The sequence below is a fragment of the Pseudonocardia yunnanensis genome (assembly GCF_039534065.1).
Lineage (GTDB): Bacteria > Actinomycetota > Actinomycetes > Mycobacteriales > Pseudonocardiaceae > Pseudonocardia > Pseudonocardia yunnanensis.
The window spans coordinates 1-23434 of sequence record NZ_BAAAUS010000051.1 but is presented as its reverse complement, the minus strand read 5'-3'; the positions used below and the strand labels follow the sequence as shown (position 1 = coordinate 23434).

19 protein-coding genes are annotated in these 23434 nt (G+C 70.3%); 14 read left to right on the top strand and 5 right to left on the bottom strand.

Translation table 11 applies throughout. The features are described from left to right. The 5 genes from ABD743_RS37615 to ABD743_RS37595 are packed head-to-tail and all read left to right on the top strand — an operon-like array spanning position 1 to position 6582. Complete coding sequence (locus ABD743_RS37615) at positions 1–1533, top strand: sugar ABC transporter ATP-binding protein (RefSeq protein ID WP_344728322.1); 1533 nt, start codon at positions 1–3, stop codon at positions 1531–1533. A gap of 37 nt (positions 1534–1570) precedes the next feature. Further along, positions 1571–2560: an ABC transporter permease gene (locus ABD743_RS37610; RefSeq protein ID WP_344728320.1), complete on the top strand. Its 990-nt coding sequence runs from the start codon at positions 1571–1573 to the stop codon at positions 2558–2560. A gap of 19 nt (positions 2561–2579) precedes the next feature. Beyond that, positions 2580–3878, top strand: coding sequence for a hydantoinase/oxoprolinase N-terminal domain-containing protein (locus tag ABD743_RS37605; RefSeq protein WP_344728318.1), 1299 nt, complete (start codon positions 2580–2582; stop codon positions 3876–3878). Beyond that, entirely contained in the window at positions 3875–4978 is a 1104-nt protein-coding gene (locus ABD743_RS37600) for an S-methyl thiohydantoin desulfurase domain-containing protein (protein ID WP_344728316.1), read from the top strand. Before ABD743_RS37605 ends, ABD743_RS37600 begins: the two co-directional genes overlap by 4 nt. After that, a complete protein-coding gene (locus tag ABD743_RS37595; protein WP_344728314.1) occupies positions 4975–6582 on the top strand; it encodes a PucR family transcriptional regulator in 1608 nt (535 codons plus the stop codon). The genes ABD743_RS37600 and ABD743_RS37595 overlap by 4 nt, the downstream gene beginning before the upstream one ends. A gap of 184 nt (positions 6583–6766) precedes the next feature. Here the strand turns inward: ABD743_RS37595 and ABD743_RS37590 are convergent, their stop codons facing one another. Together ABD743_RS37590 and ABD743_RS37585 are read right to left on the bottom strand one after the other, a co-directional pair. Beyond that, positions 6767–8455, bottom strand: coding sequence for a hydantoinase B/oxoprolinase family protein (locus ABD743_RS37590; protein WP_344728312.1), 1689 nt, complete (start codon positions 8453–8455; stop codon positions 6767–6769). Next, positions 8452–10497 carry a hydantoinase/oxoprolinase family protein gene (locus tag ABD743_RS37585; RefSeq protein ID WP_344728310.1) on the bottom strand — a complete coding sequence of 682 codons (2046 nt, stop codon included), beginning with the start codon at positions 10495–10497 and terminating at the stop codon, positions 8452–8454. The genes ABD743_RS37590 and ABD743_RS37585 overlap by 4 nt, the downstream gene beginning before the upstream one ends. A 426-nt stretch (positions 10498–10923) precedes the next feature. Here ABD743_RS37585 and ABD743_RS37580 point away from each other — a divergent pair, with 426 nt between their 5' ends. Further along, on the top strand, positions 10924–12318 hold the full coding sequence (locus tag ABD743_RS37580; RefSeq protein ID WP_344728308.1) for a DNA-binding protein: 1395 nt from the start codon (positions 10924–10926) through the stop codon (positions 12316–12318). A gap of 340 nt (positions 12319–12658) precedes the next feature. Here ABD743_RS37580 and ABD743_RS37575 read toward each other — a convergent pair whose 3' ends face one another. Continuing rightward, positions 12659–13198, bottom strand: coding sequence for a manganese efflux pump MntP (locus tag ABD743_RS37575; protein ID WP_344728306.1), 540 nt, complete (start codon positions 13196–13198; stop codon positions 12659–12661). A gap of 311 nt (positions 13199–13509) precedes the next feature. Between ABD743_RS37575 and ABD743_RS37570 the strand changes: the two genes are divergently transcribed. After that, positions 13510–14346: an NmrA family NAD(P)-binding protein gene (locus ABD743_RS37570; protein WP_344728304.1), complete on the top strand. Its 837-nt coding sequence runs from the start codon at positions 13510–13512 to the stop codon at positions 14344–14346. A gap of 37 nt (positions 14347–14383) precedes the next feature. On the opposite strand, the gene mmuM is transcribed toward ABD743_RS37570, so the two are convergent. Beyond that, complete coding sequence (gene mmuM, locus ABD743_RS37565) at positions 14384–15292, bottom strand: homocysteine S-methyltransferase (protein WP_344728302.1); 909 nt, start codon at positions 15290–15292, stop codon at positions 14384–14386. 1090 nt (positions 15293–16382) lie between these two features. On the opposite strand from mmuM, the gene ABD743_RS37560 reads away from it, so the two are divergent. From ABD743_RS37560 to ABD743_RS37550, 3 genes are read left to right on the top strand one after another with little or no spacing between them, the layout of a single operon-like run. Further along, positions 16383–17429 carry an alpha/beta fold hydrolase gene (locus tag ABD743_RS37560; protein ID WP_344728301.1) on the top strand — a complete coding sequence of 349 codons (1047 nt, stop codon included), beginning with the start codon at positions 16383–16385 and terminating at the stop codon, positions 17427–17429. 5 nt (positions 17430–17434) lie between these two features. Continuing rightward, positions 17435–18535 (top strand): AmmeMemoRadiSam system radical SAM enzyme, encoded by a 1101-nt coding sequence (gene amrS, locus ABD743_RS37555; protein ID WP_344728299.1) that lies wholly within the window; start codon positions 17435–17437, stop codon positions 18533–18535. A 59-nt stretch (positions 18536–18594) separates the two neighbouring features. After that, a complete protein-coding gene (locus ABD743_RS37550) occupies positions 18595–18864 on the top strand; it encodes a hypothetical protein (RefSeq protein ID WP_344728297.1) in 270 nt (89 codons plus the stop codon). Here the strand turns inward: ABD743_RS37550 and glnA are convergent. Then, positions 18852–20267 (bottom strand): type I glutamate--ammonia ligase, encoded by a 1416-nt coding sequence (gene glnA / locus ABD743_RS37545; RefSeq protein WP_344728295.1) that lies wholly within the window; start codon positions 20265–20267, stop codon positions 18852–18854. The genes ABD743_RS37550 and glnA overlap by 13 nt on opposite strands. A 410-nt stretch (positions 20268–20677) precedes the next feature. On the opposite strand from glnA, the gene ABD743_RS37540 reads away from it, so the two are divergent. The 4 genes from ABD743_RS37540 to ABD743_RS37525 are packed head-to-tail and all read left to right on the top strand — an operon-like array spanning position 20678 to position 23273. Next, positions 20678–20974, top strand: a complete 297-nt coding sequence (locus tag ABD743_RS37540) for an aldolase/citrate lyase family protein (protein ID WP_344728293.1) — start codon at positions 20678–20680, stop codon at positions 20972–20974. Beyond that, positions 20890–21609, top strand: coding sequence for an HpcH/HpaI aldolase/citrate lyase family protein (locus ABD743_RS37535; protein WP_344728291.1), 720 nt, complete (start codon positions 20890–20892; stop codon positions 21607–21609). The genes ABD743_RS37540 and ABD743_RS37535 overlap by 85 nt, the downstream gene beginning before the upstream one ends. Continuing rightward, entirely contained in the window at positions 21606–22574 is a 969-nt protein-coding gene (locus ABD743_RS37530) for a 2-hydroxyacid dehydrogenase (protein ID WP_344728290.1), read from the top strand. The genes ABD743_RS37535 and ABD743_RS37530 overlap by 4 nt, the downstream gene beginning before the upstream one ends. 24 nt (positions 22575–22598) lie before the next feature. Next, complete coding sequence (locus ABD743_RS37525; protein ID WP_344728288.1) at positions 22599–23273, top strand: GntR family transcriptional regulator; 675 nt, start codon at positions 22599–22601, stop codon at positions 23271–23273. Positions 23274–23434: the final 161 nt, after the last annotated feature.

Sequence of the window (23434 nt, the reverse complement as noted above, 5' to 3'; positions counted from 1 at the left end):
ATGGCCTCGCTCATCACCGCGGGACCCACGACCGCAGCGTCCACCGGCACGGCCCCGGACATCTCCCTGCGCGGGATCGGCAAGAACTACAGCGGGGTGTCGGTCCTGCGGGACGTCGACCTCGACATCGGCCGAGGCGAGGTCCACAGCCTCGTCGGCGAGAACGGCGCGGGGAAGAGCACGCTGCTCAAGATCCTCGGCGGTGCCGTGCGCGCAGACCACGGCACGCTCAGCTTCGACGGTGAGCAGGCCGCGATCAGCGGGCCGCGCGATGCGATCCGCCACGGCGTCAGCCTCATCTCGCAGGAAGGCGCCCTGGTACCGGCGATGACGGTGCTCGAGAACGTGTTCCTCGGGCGTTGGTCCAACCGGCTCGGTCTCGCGCGGCGCCGCGCGGACCGCGCCCGGTTCGACGAGCTGATCGACGTCACCGGCTTCGCGGTCGACCCACAGGCCCGTGTCGACCGGCTCCCCATGGGAACGCGCCAGCAGGTCGAGATCCTGCGCGCGCTCGCCCGCGGCGCCACGGTGCTGGCCATGGACGAGCCGACGGCCGTTCTGACCGAGCACGAGAAGGAGAACCTCCTCGGCCTGATCAGAAGGCTCGCCGCGGGTGGCACGACGGTGATCCTCGTGTCGCACTTCCTCGACGAGGTGCTCGCCGTGGCCGACCGTGTCACGGTGCTACGCGACGGGGGACTCGTGATCACCGACGACGCCGCCCGGCTCACACCCACCACGTTGGTGCGCCACATGGTCGGGCGCGAGATCGACGTGCTCCACGCCGAGCCGGCCCCGGTCCCACCGGACGCACCGGTCCGGCTGGCCGCCCGCGGACTGCGCCGGGGCCTCGTCGACGGCGTCGACCTCAGCGTGCGGGCCGGGGAGATCGTCGGAATCGCCGGTCTCGTGGGCAGTGGCCGCAGCGAGACGCTGCGACTGCTCTTCGGCGCCGACCGGGCGTCCGACGGCGTCGTGGAGATCGACGGCGAGACGCTCACGCGGCTCACCCCGCGCAGGGCGATGGCCGCGGGCATCGCGCTGGTCCCGGAGTCGCGCAAGGAGGAGGGGCTGGTCATGGTGCGCTCGGTGCGCGAGAACGTCGCGCTGGCCTCGCTCGCCGGGCGCCGGTACGGGCCGTTCGTGCGGCCCGCCGCGGAGCGGACGTCCGTCGACGACGTGTCCCGCACGGTCGACATCCGCGCCGCGCAGCCAGCGGCGGCGGTCGAGACGCTCTCCGGCGGCAACCAGCAGAAAGCCCTGTTCGCCAAGTGGCTGCTCCGCGAGCCCCGCGTGCTCCTGATCGACGAGCCCACCCGCGGCGTGGACGTCGCGGCCAAGACCCAGATCCACCGCCTGGTCGTCGAGCTGGCCAGGAACGGGATGGCGGTCGTGGTCGTGTCCTCGGAGATCGAGGAGGTGCTCGGGCTCTCCCACCGGGTGCTGGTTCTGCGGCAGGGGCGCGTGGTCGGTGAGTTCCCGCGGGGCGCTCCACGGGAGGACGTCATGGCGGCCGCGTTCGGGCACGCCTGAGCCGCTCCACACGCACCCGACAGAAAGGAGGAATGCCATGGCCATCGACACCCCCACGACGCATCGACCCACCCCGGCGTCGACGCTCTCGCGCGGCGCGCGGGTGCGCGACTACGGGATCGTCGTTGCTCTCGTCGCGATCGTCATCGCGCTGTCGTTCTCCACCGACACGTTCCTGAGCACCGGGAACCTCGTGAACCTGCTCGACCAGTGCGCCGTGGTCGGGCTGCTCGCCACGGGCGCCACGGTGTGCATCATCAGCGGCGTCTTCGACCTCACCGCGAGCGCCACCCTGGCGCTCTCGGCGATCGTCGGCGTGCAGCTGGTGCGCACCGTGGGCGTGCTGGGCGGCTTCGCCGCGGCCGTGGTGGCGGGCGCCCTGCTCGGCCTGATCACCGGCACGATCGTCGTGCGCAGCGGCGTCAACTCGTTCATCGCGACACTCGCCACCAGCATCATCTACCGGGGGCTGGCGGTTGTCGTCACCGCCGGTTCGATCATCTACCCCCTGCCGGAGCAGGCCGAGGACTTCGGCATGCTCACCTGGCCGTCGGTGTTCGGCCTGACGTCCGCGACGATCGTCTTCGTCGTGGTCGTGGCCGGCATCGGAGTCCTGATCGCCGCCACGACGTTCGGGCGCCGCGTGTACGCCGTGGGCGGCAACGTGGAGGCCGCGCGACTGTCCGGCATCCGCGTCGGACAGATCCACGTCGCGGTCTACGTCGTCAGCGGCATCTGCTCGGCACTGGCGGGCTTGATCCTGGCCTCCCGGGCGGGCTCCGCCCAGTCAAGCATGGCCACCGGCATGGAGCTCACGGCGATCGCGGCGGCCGTCATCGGCGGCACGAGCATCCTCGGCGGCGAGGGCGCGATCTGGCGGGGTGTGGTCGGGGCGCTGCTGCTCACGCTGATCGGCAACGGGTTCAACCTGCTCGGCTGGGACACGATCTACCAGCAGGTCGTGCAGGGCTGCCTGATCCTCGTGGCCGTCGCCGTGGACCGCTACCTGCGCAAACGTGGTCGATAACCGGAGGTAGTGTTCAGAGATGCCTGGCCGGGCTGCTCCACCCGCACTGGTCGGCGTGAGCCTCGGTCCGGCACGCTCGCACGCTGTCGTGATTCAGAACCGCAGCGTGATCACGTCCCTCTCGGTGGCCGGTCCCGACCCCGCCGAGCTGTTCGCCCGCATCGCCTCCGAGTTCCGGCTCCCCGTGGCGGGCATCGTCGTCGACATCGGCCGGCTGCTGCTCGAGCGGATCCTGCGGCAGCCGGCCGAGCTGTCGGCGGTGGCCATGATCCGCGTCGTACCCCGCCCCGCGTCCGACCCCGCGCTCGGCAGGCATCCGGACGACGTCATCGAACGGCTCATCACCCAGCGGTTCACCGTTCCCGGCGGCCACGACCTGTTCGGCCACGAGCTGCGCCGCCTCGACCGCGAGGCGCTGAGTGCGGTGTGCCGGGAGATCGCGGCGCACCCGGCCCGCTGTGTAGCCGTGGTCGCCGCGGGAGCGGGCACCCAGCCGCGTCACGAGCGCGAGGTCGCCGACGCCGTGCAGGCCGCGGTACCGGACGCGCGGATCTCCGCTGCACACGAGTTCGGCGGACAGGGCCTGGCGGCGCGCGAGGCCACGGTCGTGCTGAACGCAGCGCTTGCGACGGCGGCGCAGGACGTCCTCGACGGCTGCGAGCGGGCGGCGCAGCGCGCGATGCCGGGCGTGCCGCTGCACATCGCGCGCGGCGACGGCGGATGGAACAGCGCATCCCGCCTGCGGGTGCTGCCCGTGCTCGGCCTCGGCGCCACCGATGCGCTGCAGCTGCGCGGTGCGGCCGAGGTGGCGGGCGGGGACTGCAGGGTCCTGCTGCGCCGCACGCCGCATCCCGTCGTCGGCGACGTCCGGCGCGGCCTGGTCGCCGTGCGGCCACAGGTCCTCCGCGACCTCGACACCGCCCTCGTCGTTCCCACCGCGACGCTCGCACGCGCCGGACCGGATCCGGGGGCGGGACCGGCGGGCGACGTCCCGCTCGTCGTGGCCGACGGCGACCCCGACGAACTGGCCTGCATCGGCGCCGCCGTGAGCCGTCCGACGGCGTGGCTGGACGAGATCGCGTTCATCGAGTCCACCGCCCGGCTCGACGGCGTCCGGCGCGACGCCGAGGCCCGCGCCACGGCGATCGCCACCGCCAACGGAGCCGCGCCCGGCACGGCCGACATCGTCGAGGTGTCCACGGTCGCCGTGCCCTACAGCCCGTCGGGCACGGTGCGGATCCGCGTGCGTGTCGCGGGCGCACCGGACGGGGCGACGAGCCCGGTCCGAGCGGCCGAGCTGTCCCCGGTGACGGGATGAGCAGCAGGTACGTGGGGGCCGCGAGCTCGGTGACGGCCGACGACGTGCCCGCCCTCGTCGAAGGCGCGAAGTTCTACTCCCCCGCCGTCGGTGACGCGGGATGGATCTCGATGGTGTCGTGGACCATCGAGCTGCTGCACCGCAACGGGCCCGTCGCCCTCGTCCGGCCGGACGCCGTGGCCCCGCAGACGCGCGCCGTCGGGTTGTGCGCGATCGGCTCCGGCGCGGCCCTGGCCGACCTGCCCCCGGCGGGCGACGAGTTCGCCCTCGCGGTGCGGGAGGTCGAGCACCTCACGCGCCGGCGGGTCGGGGTGGTCTACCCCCTTGCCGCGGCCACCGTCAGCGCGCTGGTCCCGCTGGTGGCCGCCGCGCAGCTGGAGGTGCCCTTGCTGGACGCCGACGGGATGGGCCGCACCTTCGCGCTGATCCACCACACGTCGATGCACCTCGCCGGGCTCCCGATCGGCCCGCTGGTCGCCCGCGGCGCCACCGGGGAGTCGATCGCGCTGAGTGTGCAGGCAGCGGCCCGCGCCGACACGCTCCTGCGCGGGGGCGTCGACAGCCTCGGCGGCTGGGCCGCGCTCGCCGCCTACCCCTGCACGGCCGGACAGCTGCGCACGGCGGCGCTGCCGGGCACGGTGTCGCGGCTGATCAACGTGGGCAGGCTGCTTCTCGAGTCGGGCGACACCGAGGTGTTGATCGGCAGGCTCGCCGCCGTGGCGGGTTGCCGGCGCATCGGCCGCGGCCGGATCGTCGAGCTGGAGCACCTCAGCCGCCCCAGCGACGTGACGATCCCCGCGCACCCGTCGAGCGTCGTGATCGACGAGGTCGGCGGCCACGGCAGGCTCCTGCGCCTGGAACTGCGCAGCGAGATCGTCGCCGTCTTCGCCGACGGCGCGCTGGCCGCAGCGGCACCTGACCTGATCTGCCTGATCGACGTCCTGCGCGGCGAACTGGCCACCCTCGACAGCCTCGAACCGGGCGCACTCGTCGACGTGCTGGTGATGCCGGCCGACGCCGTCTGGTACTCGGCCGAAGGCCTCGCCATGGTCGGCCCCGCCTCGCACGGCATCCCACTGGACCATCCGAGGCGCCGGTGACCGGGACCGTGCGTCACCCCCCTCCGCGGCGATCCGCCACCGCCCCGCTGGAGCTGGCGGAGCTCCTGCGCGTCGAACCGCTGGCGAGCGCGGACGCCGTGCACGTCCCCGATCCGGGACGGCTCGTGCACCAGGTCGTGCTCGCCGAGACCTTCGAGCGACTGGGCCGGACGGGGCCGCACGCGTTGGTGGTGCTGCACGCCGAGGCCGCCACCGGCGGCTGGTCACTCGCAGCCGGGCTACACGCCACGTGGGAGCGCAACGCCGCCGCAGTGGTCGTGCCGCGCCCGGCGATGAGCGCCTCGAGCGTGATACTCGCGCAGCGGTTGGGCATCGCGCTCCTGGTCATCGACGCGGACCCGGTCGACACCTCGCTCGCACTCGCCGGGCAGGTCAGCGCACCGGAGGCGGCGCGGGCCCTCCGGGTGGCGCTGTGCGCCGAGCGACTCGCCGACCAGACGAGCATCCGCGGCGTACTCGGCGTGCTGAACGCCGAACTGGCACCCGCACCGGTCGCGCTGATCGTCGGCCGTTCCGTCGCCGCGGGGCGCGCCTCCGCGCTGCAGGAGCGACCCGAGCACCGGCAGGTGCGGATAGAGGTCGACGGAGCGGGCGGGCGCCCGTGGGCCGAGCTGGTGGCGAGCGTGCCGGGCACCACCGCGGCCGCCGCGGGTCACGTCGAGTCGGTGCTGGGTCTCGCCCGGCTGCCTCTGCTGGCGGCGTGGGCGCAGGCCCGCCTGCAGACGTCCACGCAGGCCGTCCAGGAGCGAGCTGCGTTCCAGCTGCTCCGCAGGCTCGCCGGCGACCCGGACAGCGGTGTTCTGCCGCGTTCCCGGGTGGAACCGCCCGACGTCGCGGCGCCGTCCTGGGCCAGTGAGCTCGGCTGGCGCGTCAGGGGCACCAATCGCGCGGTGTGGATCGGCTCGGCACACGGTGCGGACACCGAACCCGCCCCGGAGCTGACGGAGCTGGTGCGTTCGGCGTGGCAGCGCGAGCGACCGGACTGGCCGATCATCGCCGACGCCGACGGCTGGGTCTCGTGGCAGAACATCTCGGCCGATGCCCCGACCGGCGACGACGCCGACGGGTATGACGTCGACGGCGCCGATACCGACGACGCCGCGGCGATGCGCAGGGTCATCGGCGCGGTCGGGAGAGTGGCCCGCCGCCACGGCCTGGTGCTCGGCATCGGCGGCGCGCACTCCGGCATCCCCGGCCTGATGCGCTCGGTCGAGGAAGCCCGGCTGGCCGCCCACGTCGCCCGCGACGGCGGACCGGGGACGGTGCAATGGTTCGACGAGGTGGGAGCCCGCGCCACACTGGCCTGGCTACCGCGCGGCCAGATCGCCGGGGTGGCCGAACTCTCCCTCCCCGACCTCATGGCCGCCCGCGACCGCGTCTCTCTGGTCGACACCGTGCTCACCGTGCTGGACTGCGGCGGCTCACTCAGCCAGGCCTCCACCCGGCTGGGCGTGCACCGCAACACCGTCCTCGCACGGGTCGCCCGAGCTCGGGAACTGGGCCTGGTGGTGGACGACCCGGACCGACGCCTGGCGATGCACGTGCTCTGCTACGCCCTGGCGACACTCTGGAAAGCGCCGTAGCCGCCGCCCGCCCGCGTTATGGACACATAAGGCTGTTCGAACGGGCCGCGGAACAGCGTCATGTGTCCACAGTGCGAGGTCGGGCCGCGTGTCTCGCGCAGCCATGGGCAGGCGAGTGCGCGTTATGGACACATAACGCTGTTCGAACAGTCGTGGAAGAGCGTTAGGTGTCCATAGTGCGGGATCAGGCGGCGTTCGGGCCTATTCCGTAGCGTTGCATCGCCGTCGTCTCCGTGATGTGGCGGTCCAGTACGTCCGCCCGGACATCGGCCTCGGCGCGTTCTACCGGGTCGCCGAAGCCGCCACCGCCGCCGGTGGCGCAGCGCACCACGTCGCCCTTCTTCAGGGCGGCGCCGTTGACCTTCAGCATCCGTCGCTCGTCGGGCCGCCCGGGGTTGATCACCACCTCCGGACCGGTGGCGTCCTCACCACCGAACAGACCCCACGCCGGCTGGCGCGACCGCTCGAACCACAGCGAGATCGAACAGTCGCACAGCGCCTCGTACTCGCGGATGACGCCGTTGCCACCGCGCCACCGGCCCGCACCACCGGAGTCGGCGCGGATGCGGTACTCGCGGATGCGCAGCGGGTAGCGCGTCTCCAGCACCTCGATCGGGATGTCCTTCAGGGAGCCGTTGACGTTGTTGATCAGCGCGCTCTCCCCGTCCGAGCCCTGCCAGGCGCCCCATCCGCCGACGGTGGCCTCCAGGTTGACGAACTCGCGGCCGACGCGGGGGTCGAGCCCCGAGGTCAGCACGATCATCGAGTCGCCGTGGCTCGCCCCGGCCACCCGCTCGGGCACGGCGGGCGCGAGCGCCCTGGCGACCATGTCGATGAGCAGGCCGAGGTGGGAGAAGTACCACTGGCACGCCGCGGGCGCCTGCGCGCCGAGCACGGAGCCCTCCCGCACCTGGGTGGTCATCGTGCGGAACGAGCCGCCGTTGCCGGGCAGGTCGGGGCTCACGAGGAGCTTGTAGCCGACCCGCAGCGCCGACACTGCCTGGGCGACGCCGCAGTTCACCGGCCCGGTGGTCTGGTCGGCGGACTCCCGGACGTCGAAGTCGATGGTGTCGCCCGCCACGGTGATCCGCAGCCGGATCGGCACCGGGGCGTCGAGCACGATGCCGTCGTTGTCCAGCACACCCTCGGCGGTGTAGACGCCGTCGGGGATCGCGGCGATCGTTGCGCGCTCCAGCGCCTCGGTCTGGCGGAAGATCTCGTCGCGCGCCTGCGTGAGCGTGTCGAGCCCGAAGCGCTGCACGATCTCCTGGAGGCGCTTCTCCCCCATCGTGATGCAGGCGATCATCGCGTGCATGTCCCCGGTGGTCGGGTACGGGAAGCGCACGTTGCGGGCGATCGTGTCCATCAGCGCACGCTCGTCGGCTCCGCCGGAGACGAGCTTCTGCGGACCGAGCCGCAGCCCTTCCTGGAAGATCGTCACCGAGTCCATCGAGCCGCCGGGGTCCTTCGAACCGACGTCCACCCAGTGGGCGCGCGACGCGGTGAAGCCCACCAACTCCGTTCCGACGAACACCGGGCCGAAGATCGTGACGTCGTTGAGGTGGGTGCCGCCGAGGTAACTGTCGTTGAGGATCCACACGTCGCCGGGCTGCCAGACGTCCCGGCCGAAGGTCTCCTCGGTGGCCTTGGTGCAGGTCTCCAGGTTGCCGAGGAAGATCGGCAGGCCTGCGGACTGCCCGAGCACCTGGTGGTCGGCGTCCAGCAGCGCCACCACGCAGTCGCCGCACTCGTAGATGATCGGGGTGTATGCGGAGCGGATGAGGGTGGCGTTCATGTCCTCCGCGGCGGAGTTCAGCGCGTTGCGGATGATCTCGACGGTGACCGGGTCCACCCCGATGGTCGTGCTGGTCATGCCTTGCCCTCCACTCGGATGATCATCGAACCGAGCTCGTCGACGGTCAGCTCGTATCCCGGCGGGACGACCGTGGTGGCCGTGTCCTCCACGACGACCGCCGGTCCGGTGAGGCCGTGACCGGTGAGCAGGTCGTCGCGGCGCACAACCACCGTGTCGCGGGCTTCGCCGTCGAAGATCACCTGTCGCACCTCGTGCGGGAACTCCGGCGACTGCGCGAGCGGCCACTTCTGCGGCTCGGGGCGACCCAGGTCCCCGAACGCCGTGGTGCGCAGCGTGACGAACTCGATCGGCGCACCGAGGTTCGCGTGGCCGTACCGGCTCTTGTGCATGTCGGCGAACCGCCGTGCGACCACGTCGAGGAAGTCCGCCCCCGCCGGCTCCGCGGCGTCGGTGAGCGGCACGGTGAGCGTGTACTCCTGCGCCTCGTAGCGGATGTCGACCGCGTGGGACACCGCGCGGTCCTGCTCCGGCACACCCTCCTCACCGAGGGTGGCGAGCGCGTCCCGCTCGATGCCGGCGAGCACGGCTGCCATGCCTTCGCCGTCGAGATCGGCGTCGAGGGAGAAGTACGGCTGGGTCAGGTCCTTGCGGATCCTGGTCTGCAGCATCCCCCATGCGGAGAAGGCGCCGGGGAAACGCGGCACGATCGTCTCGGCGATGCCGAGCTCCCTGGCGAGGAAGACCGCGTGCATCGGGCCGGCCCCGCCGAAGGCGACCAGGCTGGAGTCGCGGGGCTCCACACCCCGGGAGACCGTGATCGTCCGGATGGCCTGCGCCATCTTCGAGTTGGCGACGTCGCAGACGCCCTCGGCCATCGCCACCGCGTCCAGGCCGAACTGCGCGCCCAAGCCTTCGACCGCGGCCACCGCCAGGTCCACGTCGAGCGACATCGAACCGCCGGCGAACCCGTCGGGATCGATGCGCCCGAGCACGAGGTTGGCGTCGGTGACGGTGGGTTCGGTGCCGCCGCGCCCGTAGCAGGCCGGTCCGGGCCGGGCACCCGCCGAGCGCGGTCCGACCCGCAGCCCGCCCGCCTCCACCCAGGCCACCGAGCCGCCGCCGGCTCCGACGGTGTGGATGTTCACGACGCTCATCAGCATCGGCAGGCCCTCGAGGTGCGCCTCGGCCGACACGTCCGGCTCGCCGTCGACGATCAGGGAGACGTCGAAGGACGTGCCGCCCATGTCGATGCCGATCAGGTTGGGCCGCGCAGCCGCGCGCGAGAGCTCGGCGCACGCGATGGCGCCGCCGACGGGGCCGGAGAGCAGCGTCTGCAGCGGCCGGTGGCGGGCGGAGTCGGCGGTCAGGATCCCGCCGGACGACTGCATCACGTGCAACGGGACGCCGAGCCCGCGCTCCCGCAACCGGGACTCGAGGTTGCTCAGGTAGCGCCGGACGATCGGGCCCGTGTAGCTCTCGACGACCGCCGAAGACGTCCGCTCGTACTCACGCCACTCCTTGGCCGCCTCGTGCGAGAGCGAGACCGTGAAGTCCTCGCCCAGCTCCTCCAGCACGATCTCGCGGGCCCGCAGCTCGTGAGCCGGGTTCTGGTAGCTGAAGAGAAAGGCGATCGCGATCGCCCCGAGTCCTCGCTCCCTGGCCGCGACCGCGGCGTCCCGCACGGCCTGCTCGTCGAGCGGCTCCAGCTCGGTGCCGTCGACGGCGAGGCGCCCACCGATGCCCACGGTGTCCCGGCGCGGCACGAGCGGCTCGGGCTTGCGGTAGTGCAGGTCGTACAGGCGGGTCCGGGGACCGCGGGCGATGTGGTAGCTGTCCTCGGCGCCCGCCGTGGCCAGTAGGAGCACCGGCACCCCGCGGCGTTCGAGGAACGCGTTGAGGCCCTGCGTCGTGCCGTGCACCAGAAAGCTGATGTCAGCGGGTGCGTCGACCACCGCGGCCAGCCCGGAGACCACGCCCTCGCTCAGATCCTCCGGGGTGGTCGAGGCCTTGCTCGCGGTGAAGGCCCCGGCCTCGTCGTCATAGGTGACGACGTCGGTGAAAGTGCCCCCGATGTCCATCGCCACGCGGTACCGAGCCATGAGATCTCCCTCCGACGGCCGACGCCCGTGAAGCTAGGTGGCGGCGCCGCCGGTGGGGTGTGCGCTGCGCATAGCCCGGGCGCGCAGGCGCGTGCGGAGCGCACGGCAGCGGGCCTACCAGGGGTGAGGCCATCTCGACGCCCGGCCCGGAAAGAAATTCACGATCATTCGAGACTGCACATTTGCGCCGAATCGGCTCCCCGGACCCGTGAGACATCACAGTTCCGTCATATTTGAAGCATTGATCGACTCAAACGAAGATCCGTACAGTGGATCGGAGCCGTCAGTGGCGACAGCCGTGACGGCTGACGAAGCAGCAAGACGCGAGACGCGGTGCTCTGTCTGCTCGGCTGTGAGGAGCGGCCGCCGGCGCGGACCGAGCGCATGCCGTCGCGCGTGGGGATGGACCAAAGGTGGTTCTCCACGGTGAAGGACGTACATCCGCACGAGCCCGCGCCCGCCGGCCCGGGCCGGGGCACAGTGCTCGCGGCATGGGAACGGTTCGTGCAGGGCGAGGATCATGTCCGCGGCGTCCGCCCGGAGGTGGCGATCTCCTGGCACCGGTGCCGGGAGCAATACCGGGTGGACCCACACCTCACCGCGGCACCGGCCGCTGTCGCACGCAGCGACCATACGGTCGAGCACGATGTGGTGTTCACCGAATTGGGAGGTATGGCGGCGTCCTTGGCGCCGGAGGTGAACAACCTCAGCGGCATCGTCACCGTCACCGACGCCACTGGCCGCGTCTTGGCAGCCTGGGGCGACCACACCACTCTCGCCAAGGCCTACGAATCCAACCTCGCGCCATGGTCCTGCTGGTCGGAGTGCGCCGTCGGCACGAACGGCATGGGCACCGCACTGGAGGTGCGCGGCCCGGTGCTGATCAGGGGCGCCGAGCACTGGTGTCAGGCGTTCCACAGCTGGGTGTGCGCAGGCATCGCGGTGCGTGACGTCGTGACCGGCGAACCGATCGCGGTGCTGAACATCTCGAACTGGCGCACCCACCTGCCCGAGGCAACCGGCGGGTGGCTTTCTCAGGCGGTCACCAAGACACAAAGCATGTTGAAGAAGCGCGCCCGCGATACCGGCACCGAGTTGGCAGCCGCATTCTCGAAGGCCAGGGAAGCCTCCGGCGTCGCGCTGGCCGCGGTGGACACCGTCGGCAAGGTCGTGATCGCAGACGACCAGGCGAGCGTGCACATGAGCGTCCCGGCCCACACCCCGGCGGTCGATCCCGCCGTGCGCTGGAACTCTGCGCTGCCCGACCTCATCGGAGTTGCCCGGTATGCCAGTAAACACGCAGCGCTGAATCCGGAATGGATCGGCTCGACACAGATCTTCACCCACCTCACCGACGAACCCACACCGATCAGCGTCCGGCCCGTGTTCCTGGCCGGACACCTGGCCGGACACCTCATCTCGTTCGGCACCTCCGACGGGGCGCAGCTGCCTCCGGCGGAGGGGCAGAAGGGTTCCCCGGGGCAGCCACGCCGGCTCATCGCGTTGCGCGACAACAGGATGGTGCTGCTGCGCCTGCGGGAGGTCCACTTCGCCGAGTCGGACGGCAACGACGTCTGGCTGTCCACCGACCAGGGGCGACTCCGCGCAGCCTCTCAGGGTCTGGACAAGCTCGACGGCGAGCTGGCCGATGCGGGCTTCCTGCGGGTGCACCGCCGTTACGTGGTCAACCTCAGGCGCGTGCGGGAGATCGAGCGCGCGTGCAAAGGTGAGCTGTATCTGGTCATGGACGGCACGACGGACGACATGGTGCCGGTTTCCCGGCGAAACGCACCGGTCGTGCGCCGGGCATTGGGCATCTGAACAGCGCCACTATTTCGGACAGATCGGCACATTCAGCGCATCCACGCGTACTCGCCGTGCCCGCGGACGTCTCCGTCGACCGTCGCTCGCGCCCGGACGTGTCCGGACACGGTCGTGCGGTCCGAAGTATCAGCGGTGTTGAGCGACGAACCAACGGTAGCTCCCGGCGAACCAACGGCATGAACTGGAATGAATTTCTACGGCCCTTGCTGGTGCCGATCACCCGGCGTACAGTTTCAGTTGCTCCATTAATGAGACAAATGAACTGACCGAGCGATTCGCTCCGCCTCCACCGGACCGCCCGGGCGAGTACGGCATCGCTCACAAGCCGACCTGACCACTAGTTCCCGAACGCGATCGGGAGCACAACGGCTGCGACGATGAGCGCGACACCGCTCAGCAGGTCGGAGCGGATACGGATGAGACGGGCCGCCGCTCGTCCGACGTGCAGCCCGACCAACGACATCACCGCCGTGGTGAGACCGAATACCGTCGCCGAGATCCAGGGAGCGAATCCGAGCAATCCCAAGCCTGCACCGGCGAGGAGGTTGTCCAGGCTCAGTGACAGCGGAATGCCGAACAGTGCCCATGGATGGTCGATCTCCTCGGGTTCCGGGTTTCGTAACGCTCCGATGAGCAGGTACAAACCATAGGCGCCCAGTGCGACCGACCCCACGTACTCGGCGACGGTGCCGGTGGTCTCGCTGACATAGTTGCCGAGCATCAGGCCCGCCAGCGGCATCACGCCGTCCCACAGCCCGAACACCAGGGCCACCTGCAGGGACCGGCGAACACTGAACGGAACCGTGCCGAGCGCGATCGCGACCCGGAAGTTGTCCAAACTGAGAAAGAAGCCGAGAACGAGGAGTTCGACGATCATGTGACTGCCGATTTCAGCCACCGACTCCCGCGGGTGACGGGACAGGAACCACGACGACAGTGTCGTTTTCTCATGTCTCCCACCCTAGGTCGGAGCCACGCGGAATTCAATCGTTACTCCGGCCGTGGCGCCCGATGTCCCACCCCGACGAATCGCGTTTCTCTGACGCCCAAACCAAATCCGTGCATAGTACTGGTTCCACAAACAGGCCAACGCCGTTCTCACGTTCCCGTCGAACATGGGTTCGGGCCGGGGTCCTCAGGGTCATGAACACTGGACCTCAACACGGGTTGAGCTCCTACCGTCACATCATGAGCAAGATCCTTGTGACCGGCGCGACCGGCAACGTGGGAAAGCACGTCGTCTCCTCGCTCGCGGCGGCAGGCCACGAGGTGCGCGCGCTGATGCGCACCCCGGCCAGTGCCCCGCAGCTCGACGGCGTGGAGGTCGTGGAGGGCGACCTGTCGTCCCCGCACACGCTCGAGCCGGCTCTGCACGACGTGGAGAGCGTCTACCTGATGTGGCCAGGCATCCCCGTGGAACCGCAGGCGGTGCAGATGATCGCCCGACGCTCACGGCACGTCGTCTACCTGTCGACGGATGTGGCTGATCTGAGGGACGGCGAGCAACCCACGTCCGTCCACCAGGAGAACGAGTGGCTGATCAGGACGAATGCGGTGAGCTGGACTTTCCTGCGAGCCATCGACTTCGCCACCAACGCGCTTGCCTGGGCGGACCAGGTCAAGCAGGGGATCGTGCGGTGGCCCTACGGGCAGGCGGCCAGGTCGTTGATCCACGAGCGCGACATCGCGGATGTGGCCGTACACGTGCTCACCTCGGCGGGGCACGACGGGGCGAAGTACGTGATCACCGGGCCGGAGTCGATCACGCATGCTCAGCAGGTCACGATCATCGGCGAGGCCATCGGACGGCATGTGCGGTGGGAGGATCTGCCGCCGGACACAGCGCGTAAGCGGTTGACAGCCGCCTGGGGAAACCCGGAGTTCGTCGAGGCCAGGCTGACGGCGTGGGCGGGGTTCGTGCACACGCCGGAGCGGGTGACCGACACCGTCGAGCAGCTGCTGGGAAGGCCGGCCCGAACGTTCCGCTCGTGGGTCGACGACCACGCCGACGACTTCCGTGCGTAGTAGGACCGCACCCGCGTGGAGGAACGTCGCATAGTAGCTACCGGTGCAGATGGTCGGGGCTCGCGTCGACGAGCGCGGCGACGTCGGCAGGCCCCACGCGGCAGCACCCGCCGACGACACGAGCCCCCATCGCGATCCACTGCCGGGCGTCCACCTCGGAGAACCGCGCCTGCCCCGTCCATTCCCCGCGCCGGACGTCCCAGCCCTCGCCGCTGTTCGGGTAGACGATCACGGGCTTGCCCGTGATCTCGCGGGCCATCGCTATCGCCGCCGGCACGTCGCTCGGGGCGCAACAGTTGACGCCGACCGCCACGATCTCCGGCACGCCGATGGGCACCGCGAATGCCTCGGCCAGCGGCTGCCCGGCACGCGTGCGGTCGCCGTCGATGCTGTATGTCAGCCAGGCCGGGACACCCAGCCCGGCCACGGCGGCCACCAGGGCCTCGGCCTCGTCGACGTCCGGCACGGTCTCCAGGGCCAGCACGTCCGGGCCCGCCTCGGCCAACACCTCCAGGCGTGGCCGATGCCACGCCCGCAGTTCGGCCACGCTTTTTCCGTAGCGACCTCGGTACTCGGATCCGTCCGCCAGGGCCGCACCGTACGGGCCTGCCGAAGCCGCGACCCACCGCCGCCGCCCGTCGGTGGCCAGCTCCGCGCGGGCCGCCTGCGCCAACTCCACGCCGCGCCGCAGCATGCGCGCAGCGTCGGCCCTGCCGAGACCGTGCGCCGCAAGGCCGTCGAAGGATGCCTGATAGGTCGCCGTGGTGGCGATGTCGGCGCCGGCACGGAAGAACGCGCGATGGACCGCGGTGATCTCCTCCGGTGAGTCGACCAGCAGCCGCGCCGACCACAACCCGCTCGACAGGTCGTGCCCCCGCGCCTCGAGTTCGGTCGCCAGGCCGCCGTCCCCGATCAGGACGGTGCCCTCCGGCCCGGGAAAGCCCACCGATCCACCCTACTGACGCGATCGCACTGGTCACCGGCCTCCCGAGACGTACGAGCGGCGCGCCGGTCCAGACCTATCGTGCGAACGCGCCGTACGCTCGCCCGGTTGGTTGCGGTGCCCATCCGGGCCGCACAGCGGGGCGCCCAGGTGGGCGAACGGTCCGCCGGCCCACACCTATCGGACGAGAGTGCCCCTCGTTCACCCGCCGCGCCGGCTCCGAGCCGCGCCCCGTGGTCGGCAACGTCATGATCAACGGTTGGGTACCGCCAGCCGTGTCATCAGCGGTTGCGGGGCCCAACTTGGTGATCATGGGACCACGCAACGGGGCGGGTCGGGTGGGCGAGCGGTCCGCCGGCCCACACCTATCGGACGAGAGTGCCCCTCGTTCACCCCCGCGCCGGCTCCCCGCGCCTCCCGCAACGGGTTCCCGTGCAGCACCGGGATTCCGAGACGTACGAGCGGCGCGTCGGTCCGGACTTATCGTGCGAACGCGCCGCTCGCTCACCCAGGGTGGCCGAAGTGGGCGCCGCTTCATGATCAACAGTTGGGGCCCGTCAGCCGTGCCATCAGCGGTTGCGGGGCCCAACTGTTGATCATGGGACCACGCAACGGGGCGGGTCAGGTGGGCGAGCGGCCCGCTCACCCACACCTATCGGACGAGAGTGCCCCTCGTTCACCCCCCGTGCCGGCTCCCCGCGCCTCCCGCGACGGGCTTCCGAGCAGCCACCCGAGATCCGAGGACGTACGAGCGGCGCGTTCATCCAGACCTATCGTGCGAACGCGCCTCTCGCTCGCACCGGGGTGGCCGGGCAGGCGCCGGCCCGACCGCACCGCGGGGCGGTCAGGTGGGCGAGCGGACCGCTCACCCGCACCTATCGGACGAGAGTGCCCCTCGTTCACCCCGTGCGGGCTCTCGCGTGGCCCACGGCCACATGGCCGATTGACCCTTGCCGGCAAGCGAGCACGATGAGGTGACGTGGGTCGCCGCGGCGCGCTCACTGTGGCCGTCAGCCCCGCGGTACGTCGTGCGTCTCACGTTCCAGCGCGCGGAGAAGCCGACGGTGCCGCCGCCCACAAGAGAGGGATCGAGATGGGGACCTACTACTCCGAGGAGACCCACGGCCCGCATCAGTACTTCGAGCTGGGCAACTACGAGCTGGAGAGCGGAATCACCCTCCCCGACGCCAGGCTCGCCTACAAGACGCACGGCGAGCTGAACGAGGCCAAGGACAACGTCGTCCTCTTCCCTCACATGTGGTCGGGCACGCCCAAGGCGATGGAGATCTTCATCGGCCGCGATCGGCCGCTCGACCCGGGCAAATACTTCATCGTCCTGCCGGGGCAGTTCGCGAACGGATTCTCGTCGTCGCCCAGCAACACCCCACCGCCGTTCAACGGCGGCGCCTTCCCGAACGTCACCATCGGCGACGACGTACGTGCCCAGCATCGGCTCCTGACCGAGGAGTTCGGAATCGAGCGTCTGGAACTGGTCCTGGGCTGGTCGATGGGCGCCGAGCAGACCTACGAGTGGGCCGTCCGGTTCCCGGACATGGTGCAGAGAGCGCTGCCGTTCGCAGGGACGGCGAAGACCACTCCCCACGACTACCTCTTCGTCTGCTCGCACGAGGATGCGCTGAAGTCCGATCCGGCGTGGAACAACGGCTTCTACGCCGATCAGAGCGACGTGCACGTCGGGCTCCGTCGGCACGCTCAGATCTGGTCGGTGATGGGGCTGTGCCCGGAGTTCTACAACTCGGAAGCCTGGCGGAGCGTGGGATTCACGTCGCTCGATGACTTCCTCAAGCGATTCTGGGAGGCCTACTTCGCACCGATGGATCCGAACAACCTGATCTGGATGGGCTGGAAGTGGCGCCACGGTGATGTCAGCCGCCACACCGGCGGAGATCTCGCCGCTGCGCTCGGGCGGATCACGGCGAAGACCTACGTCGTGCCGTTCTCTCGCGACATGTTCTTCCCGCCGGCCGACTGCGAGGCCGAGCAGCGGCTCATCCCGAACAGTGAGTTCCGGGTCGTCGACAGCCTCTGGGCCCACTTCGCGATGTTCTGCATGACGACCGCCGATCGCGAGCAGATCGACGCGTGCATCTCCGACCTGCTGAAGGAGGAGGTCGGCTGACGGGCATGACCGGCGAGATCAGCCTTGACGACCGGCACACCGTGGCAGGTCGCTTCTGGCACCCGCTTGACGACGGCCGGTTGCAATGCGACGTGTGCCCCCGCGCGTGTCGGCTGCGCGAGGGCCAGCGGGGGCTGTGCTTCGTCCGGGGCCGGGTCGCCGATCAGGTGGTGCTCACCTCGTACGGCCGGTCCAGCGGGTTCTGCGTCGACCCGGTCGAGAAGAAGCCGTTGAACCACTTCCTGCCCGGCACCCCGGTGCTGTCGTTCGGCACCGCGGGCTGCAACCTCTCCTGCCGGTTCTGCCAGAACTGGGACATCTCGAAGTCCCGCGAGATCGACCGGCTGACCGACGCCGCCGGCCCGGACGACATTGCCGAGGCCGCCGAGCGGCTCGACTGCCGCAGTGTGGCGATGACCTACAACGACCCGGTGATCTTCCTCGAATATGCGGTGGACGTCGCGGACGCCTGCCGCGCCAGAGGGATCAAGGCGATCGCCGTGACCGCCGGCTACATCACCGACGAGCCCCGGCGGGAGCTGTTCGCCCACCTCGACGCCGCCAACGTCGACCTCAAGGCATTCACCGACGACTTCTACCACCGCATCTCGGCCGCGCACCTGCAGCCGGTGCTGGACACGCTGCTGTACCTGCGCCACGACACCGACGTCTGGTTCGAGATCACCACCCTGCTGATCCCCGGGCACAACGACTCCGACGGCGAGATCGACGCGGAGTGCGCCTGGATCGCCGACAACCTCGGCACGGACGTGCCGCTGCACTTCACCGCGTTCCACCCCGACTTCAAGATGCGCGACGTCCCACCCACCCCTCCGGCGACTCTGACCAGGGCCCGCCGCATCGCCCTGGGGCACGGGCTGCGCTTCGTCTACACAGGCAACGTCCACGACCCCGAGGGCGGGCAGACCATCTGCCCAGCGTGCGGCACGGTCGTCGTCGAGCGCGACTGGTACGTCATCGGCCGCTACGGGATCACCGGCGATGGCCGCTGCGCCGGGTGCGGTGCCGCGATCCCCGGCCACTACGACGGACCGGCTGGACAGTGGGGAGCCCGCCGCCTGCCGGTGTCCGTCGGTCGGCGCTGACTACGAATCCGTCGCCCCGGAGGCTTCCACGAAACGCCGGGCGGGTGTATCAACGACGGATGGCGGAGCACGACGCGCCACGCCACTCGACATCGCGATATGTCGCCATTGCCGATCTCTTCGCTGCGCTCGACGAACTGATGTCCAACTACCAGTCGTCGTCCGAGGACGAGCGAATGAAACGCTGGTCGGACGACGCCGAACGAATCACCGGCGAGGTCGCGCGCCATCTGGCCGTCGCCCGCGTCCGGATAGCCGCTGTTCCGCGTCATGATCCGGATGAGAGCGGCCACTACGCAAAGCCGCGTGATGCCGATCAGAGGTCGTAGTAGAGCATGAACTCCCAGGGGTGGGGCCGCAGCCGGATCTGGTCCACCTCCTTGGTCCGCTTGTAGTCCAGCCAGGTGTCGATCAGATCGTCGGTGAAGACGTCACCCTCGGTGAGGAAGTCGCGATCTGCTTCGAGCGCCTCCAGCACCGCCTCCAGCGAGGCCGGCACATGTTTCACCGCTCCAGCCTCCTCGGGTTCGAGTTCGTAGAGGTCGCGGTCGATCGGCTCGGGTGGCTCGGTCTTGTTCCGGATCCCGTCCAGGCCTGCCTGCAACATCGCCGAGAAGGCAAGGTAGGGGTTCGCGGTGGGGTCGGGAGGGCGGAACTCGAGGCGCTTCGCTTTGGCGCTCTGCACGTACATCGGGATGCGCACGCAGGCCGAGCGGTTGCGCTGCGAGTAGACGAGGTTGATCGGCGCCTCGTAGCCGGGAACGAGCCGGCGGTAGGAGTTGGTGGTCGGCGCGCAGAACGCCAGCAGCGCGGGAGAGTGCTCGAGGAGCCCGCCGATGTAGTACCGGGCCAGGTCGCTCAGCCCCGCGTACCCGGTCTCGTCGTAGAAGAGGTTCTCCCCGTCGCTCCACAGCGACTGGTGGACGTGCATGCCCGAGCCGTTGTCGGCGAAGAGCGGCTTGGGCATGAAGGTGGCCGTCTTACCCGCCCGCCAGGCGACACTCTTGACCACGTACTTGTAGTTCATGACGTTGTCCGCCATGGCCAGCAGGGATGCGAAGCGCATATCCATCTCGGCCTGGCCTGCGGTGCCCACCTCATGGTGCTGCACCTCGATGGGAACACCCAGCGCCATGAGGGTCAGTGCCATCTCGCTCCGCAGGTCCTGGTGCTGGTCCATCGGAGGCACCGGGAAGTACCCCTCCTTGTAGCGGGGGCGATAGCCGCGGCTCCCCGGATCGCCGGATGCCCACACCCCCTCGACCGACTCGATGTGGTAGTAGCCCTCGTGCTGGTTCTGGTCGAAGCGCGCCCCGTCGAAAATGTAGAACTCGAGTTCGGGGCCCCAGTAGGACACCTCGGCGATGCCGGTTTCCTTCAGGTGCTCCTCCGCCTTCCTGGCGATGTAGCGGGGGTCGCGGGAGTAGTTCTCCCGCGTGATGGGGTCGACGACGAAGCAGTGAATCTGGAGGGTGGGTACCTCGCGGAACGGATCCATCACGGCCGTCGACGGATCCGGCATCAGCAGCATGTCGGACTCGTGGATCGCCTGGAACCCGCGGATCGAGGAGCCGTCGAAGCCGTAGCCCGACTCGATTCCTTCTTCGGTGAGCTCCTCCACAGGGATGGAGAAGTGCTGCATCAGCCCGGGAAGGTCGCAGAACCGAAGGTCCACGATCCGCGCGTCAGCGCTGTGGGCAAGTGCGACGACATCATGCGACGTTTCTGGCATAACCAGCTCCTGGTGAATCCGGCCGGTGCGTTGGAAGATCTTTCCAGGAGTGCCCAGAACGCGGGCGGGAGGACAACACGGTGTGCCCAGGCTCCGAGCACGGTCCACAAAAGAGAACAGCGAAAGGAATAGTAGCGCCGCACTCATGATCAGAGTGATATCGAGGCTCTGGCACTCACCGGAGCCCCGGCACGACCGTCCGCCAGGTGGCCCTCCCTGGTACTCCGACGGCGGGGGTTGTCAGGGGGCGAGGGCCCGGCATAGCTTTTATCAAATGTTTGACATCATCGGTGAGTGGATCTTCGAGCCGGGGCCGGGTGTGATGACGTTCGTGGACGGGGAGCACCACACGCGGGGTCGAGCCGGTGTGGGTCGACCTGCAGACGACGAGTGGGAAAGGTCTTGATTCGATGACCGTGCAGAGCGAGCAGCCGCTGCGGTTGCGCACGCTGCTATTCGTGCCGGGCGACCGGCCGGACCGCATCCCCAAGGCCGCCGCGGCGGGCGCGGACGGGATCGCGATCGACCTCGAGGACGCCGTCGCGCTCTCGCGGAAGGAGGCAGCCCGGCAGGCCATAGCGGAGACGCTGGCGACCCTGCCGCCGGACGGGCCGGCGATCGCGTGCGGATCAACGCCGTCGACACGGGCCTCGCCGAAGCCGACGTCGAGGCACTCGAACCCGTGCTCGCCCGTGTCGACCTCGTGATCGTCCCGATGAGCTCGAGCCCCGCCGCGGTCCGCACCGCAGCCGCGCTCCTCGGCAAGGCCGAGGCCCGCGCAGGCCTGGAAGCCGGCCGGACCAGGATCGTCCCGCTCGTCGAGACCGCGGCGGGCATCGCCGAGGCTCGGGACATCGCCGCGGCCGACCCCAGGGTCCTCACGCTCGCGTTCGGCCCGGCGGACCTGTCCCGTGAGCTCGGAGTCACCCCCACCGCCGACGGTGAGGAACTGTTCGTCGCGCGATCGCAGGTGGTGCTCGGCGCCGCGGCCGCCGGCCGGCCCAAGCCGATCGACGGACCCCACCTCGACCTCGACGACGCCGACGGGCTCGCCCGGTCCGCGGCGCGTGCCCGGCGGCTGGGGTTCGGGGGCAAGCAGGTGATCCACCCCCGGCAGATCCCGGTCGTCGCCACGGCGTTCGCGCCGAGTGCCGAGGAGCTCCAGCGGGCCCGCCGGGTCGACGAGGCCTTCCGCGAGGCCGAGGCAGCCGGCGTCTCCTCCATCCGCCTCGACGACGGTACGTTCATCGACTACCCGATCGCCCACCGCGCCCGCGCCCTGCTCGCCGACGAAGGCGCAGGTCCGAGCACCGATCAGAGCCCGAGGACGCCCTCCGTATGAACTCCGAGACCCCGCGGATCGTGGTCACCCGCGCACTTCCGCCCGCGGCCCTCGAACCGTTGCACTCCGTCGGCTCCGTGTGGGTGTCACCGCACGACCGTCCGTTGACCGTCGACGAGCTGCACGCGGCCGTGCGCGGGGCGAGCGCGATCATCAGCATGCTCACCGATCGGATCGACGACGACGCCGTCGCCGCCGCGGGCCCGAACCTGAAGATCGTCGCGAACACCGCCGTCGGCTACGACAACCTCGACGTTCCCGCCATCACCCGCCGCGGCGTGCTCGCCTCCAACACCCCCGGTGTGCTGGTCGACGCCACCGCCGATCTCACGATGACCCTGCTCCTGACCGTGACGCGGCGCGTGGCCGAGGGCGACCGCCTCGTCCGGTCCGGCACGCCGTGGTCGTGGGACATCGCTTTCATGCTCGGATCGGGGCTGCAGGGCAAGCAGCTCGGGATCGTCGGGATGGGGAGCATCGGTCAGGCCGTGGCGCGGCGGGCCGCCGCCTTCGGCATGGATGTCGTCCACCACTCCCGCCGACCTGTCGATGTCGACGGCTCGCACCCGCTTCCGCTGGACGAACTGCTGGCGACGTCCGACGTGGTCTCCCTCCACTGCCCCCTCACGCCGGAGACCCGCCACCTCATCGACGCCGACGCCCTGCGCGCCATGAAGCGCGGTGCGTACCTGATCAACACCGCACGTGGCCCCATCGTGGACGAGGCGGCGCTGGCCGCGGCGCTCGCCGACGGCACCATCGCGGGCGCCGGCCTGGACGTCTACGAGAACGAGCCCGAGGTGCACGACGACCTGCGCCGCCTCGACAACGTCGTGCTCGCCCCGCACCTCGGGTCGGCCACCGTGGAGACGCGCACCCGCATGGCCGAGCTGGCCGTGGACAACGTCGTCGCGGTGCTTACGGGGAAGGACGCGCCCACACCCATCTCAGTACCGTCCTCCTGACCATCCACCGACAGGAGGGGCTCGATGCCGGGGAAGCGGGATCGCGGGTCGGTGACGAAGGCCGAGGAGGCCTTCACCGTGATCCGGCGGCAGATCGAGCGCGGCCGACTCGCGGGAGGCGCGAAGCTGACTCTGCAGAGTCTCTCGGACGAGATGCAGATGAGCCTGACGCCCATCCGCGAGGCGCTGCGCATGCTCCAGGCGCACGGGCTCGTCGAGTACCGGCCGCACCACGGCCACGTGGTCACCCGGTACTCCATCCCGCGGGCCGAGGAGATCTACCTGCTGCGCGAGACCCTGGAGCCGCTCGCCACCCGGCTGGCGAGCGAACGCGCGACGGCCGGGGAGCTCGAGGCGATCCGCGGCCTGCACGAGGAGTTCCGCGCTGCGGCGGAGAAGGAGGACGGCGAGCAGGGCGTGATCGTCGATCTCAACGCGCTGTGGCACCGCACCGTCTACGAGGCGGCGCACTCGGCGTTCCTCGACGAGTTCATCGACCGCCTCTGGTCGGGCGTCCCGTACCAGGCGATCTGGTTCGTCCACCGCCGCCACCGATCCGTCGACGACCACGCGGCCGTCACCGACGCGCTGCTCGCCCGGCGGGCCGATGACGCTGCCACCGCGATGCTCGACCACATCGAGCGCGGCAAGACGGCCACCATCGAACATTTGCGGGCCATCGGCGCGCCCGAGACCTGAGCCCGACGGCGGGTACCCCGCGCACGTGTGCGAGCAGGACGCCGGGCCGACGAGCGACGCGGCCCGGCGCCCCATCGTTCAGAAGTCCATGCCGCCTGTCGGGTCGCCGCCGGCCGGGGCCGGGTTCTTCTCCGGCTTGTCGGCGATGACGGCCTCGGTGG

What these genes read in the sequence shown, in the direction of transcription:
- ABD743_RS37615 (WP_344728322.1), top strand. Translation starts at nt 1, where the DNA reads ATGGCCTCGCTCATCACCGCGGGACCCACGACCGCAGCGTCCACCGGC.
- ABD743_RS37610 (WP_344728320.1), top strand. Translation starts at nt 1,571, where the DNA reads ATGGCCATCGACACCCCCACGACGCATCGACCCACCCCGGCGTCGACG.
- ABD743_RS37605 (WP_344728318.1), top strand. Translation starts at nt 2,580, where the DNA reads ATGCCTGGCCGGGCTGCTCCACCCGCACTGGTCGGCGTGAGCCTCGGT.
- ABD743_RS37600 (WP_344728316.1), top strand. Translation starts at nt 3,875, where the DNA reads ATGAGCAGCAGGTACGTGGGGGCCGCGAGCTCGGTGACGGCCGACGAC.
- ABD743_RS37590 (WP_344728312.1), bottom strand. Translation starts at nt 8,455, where the DNA reads ATGACCAGCACGACCATCGGGGTGGACCCGGTCACCGTCGAGATCATC.
- ABD743_RS37585 (WP_344728310.1), bottom strand. Translation starts at nt 10,497, where the DNA reads ATGGCTCGGTACCGCGTGGCGATGGACATCGGGGGCACTTTCACCGAC.
- ABD743_RS37575 (WP_344728306.1), bottom strand. Translation starts at nt 13,198, where the DNA reads ATGATCGTCGAACTCCTCGTTCTCGGCTTCTTTCTCAGTTTGGACAAC.
- ABD743_RS37570 (WP_344728304.1), top strand. Translation starts at nt 13,510, where the DNA reads ATGAGCAAGATCCTTGTGACCGGCGCGACCGGCAACGTGGGAAAGCAC.
- ABD743_RS37560 (WP_344728301.1), top strand. Translation starts at nt 16,383, where the DNA reads ATGGGGACCTACTACTCCGAGGAGACCCACGGCCCGCATCAGTACTTC.
- amrS (WP_344728299.1), top strand. Translation starts at nt 17,435, where the DNA reads ATGACCGGCGAGATCAGCCTTGACGACCGGCACACCGTGGCAGGTCGC.
- ABD743_RS37550 (WP_344728297.1), top strand. Translation starts at nt 18,595, where the DNA reads ATGGCGGAGCACGACGCGCCACGCCACTCGACATCGCGATATGTCGCC.
- glnA (WP_344728295.1), bottom strand. Translation starts at nt 20,267, where the DNA reads ATGCCAGAAACGTCGCATGATGTCGTCGCACTTGCCCACAGCGCTGAC.
- ABD743_RS37540 (WP_344728293.1), top strand. Translation starts at nt 20,678, where the DNA reads ATGACCGTGCAGAGCGAGCAGCCGCTGCGGTTGCGCACGCTGCTATTC.
- ABD743_RS37530 (WP_344728290.1), top strand. Translation starts at nt 21,606, where the DNA reads ATGAACTCCGAGACCCCGCGGATCGTGGTCACCCGCGCACTTCCGCCC.
- ABD743_RS37525 (WP_344728288.1), top strand. Translation starts at nt 22,599, where the DNA reads ATGCCGGGGAAGCGGGATCGCGGGTCGGTGACGAAGGCCGAGGAGGCC.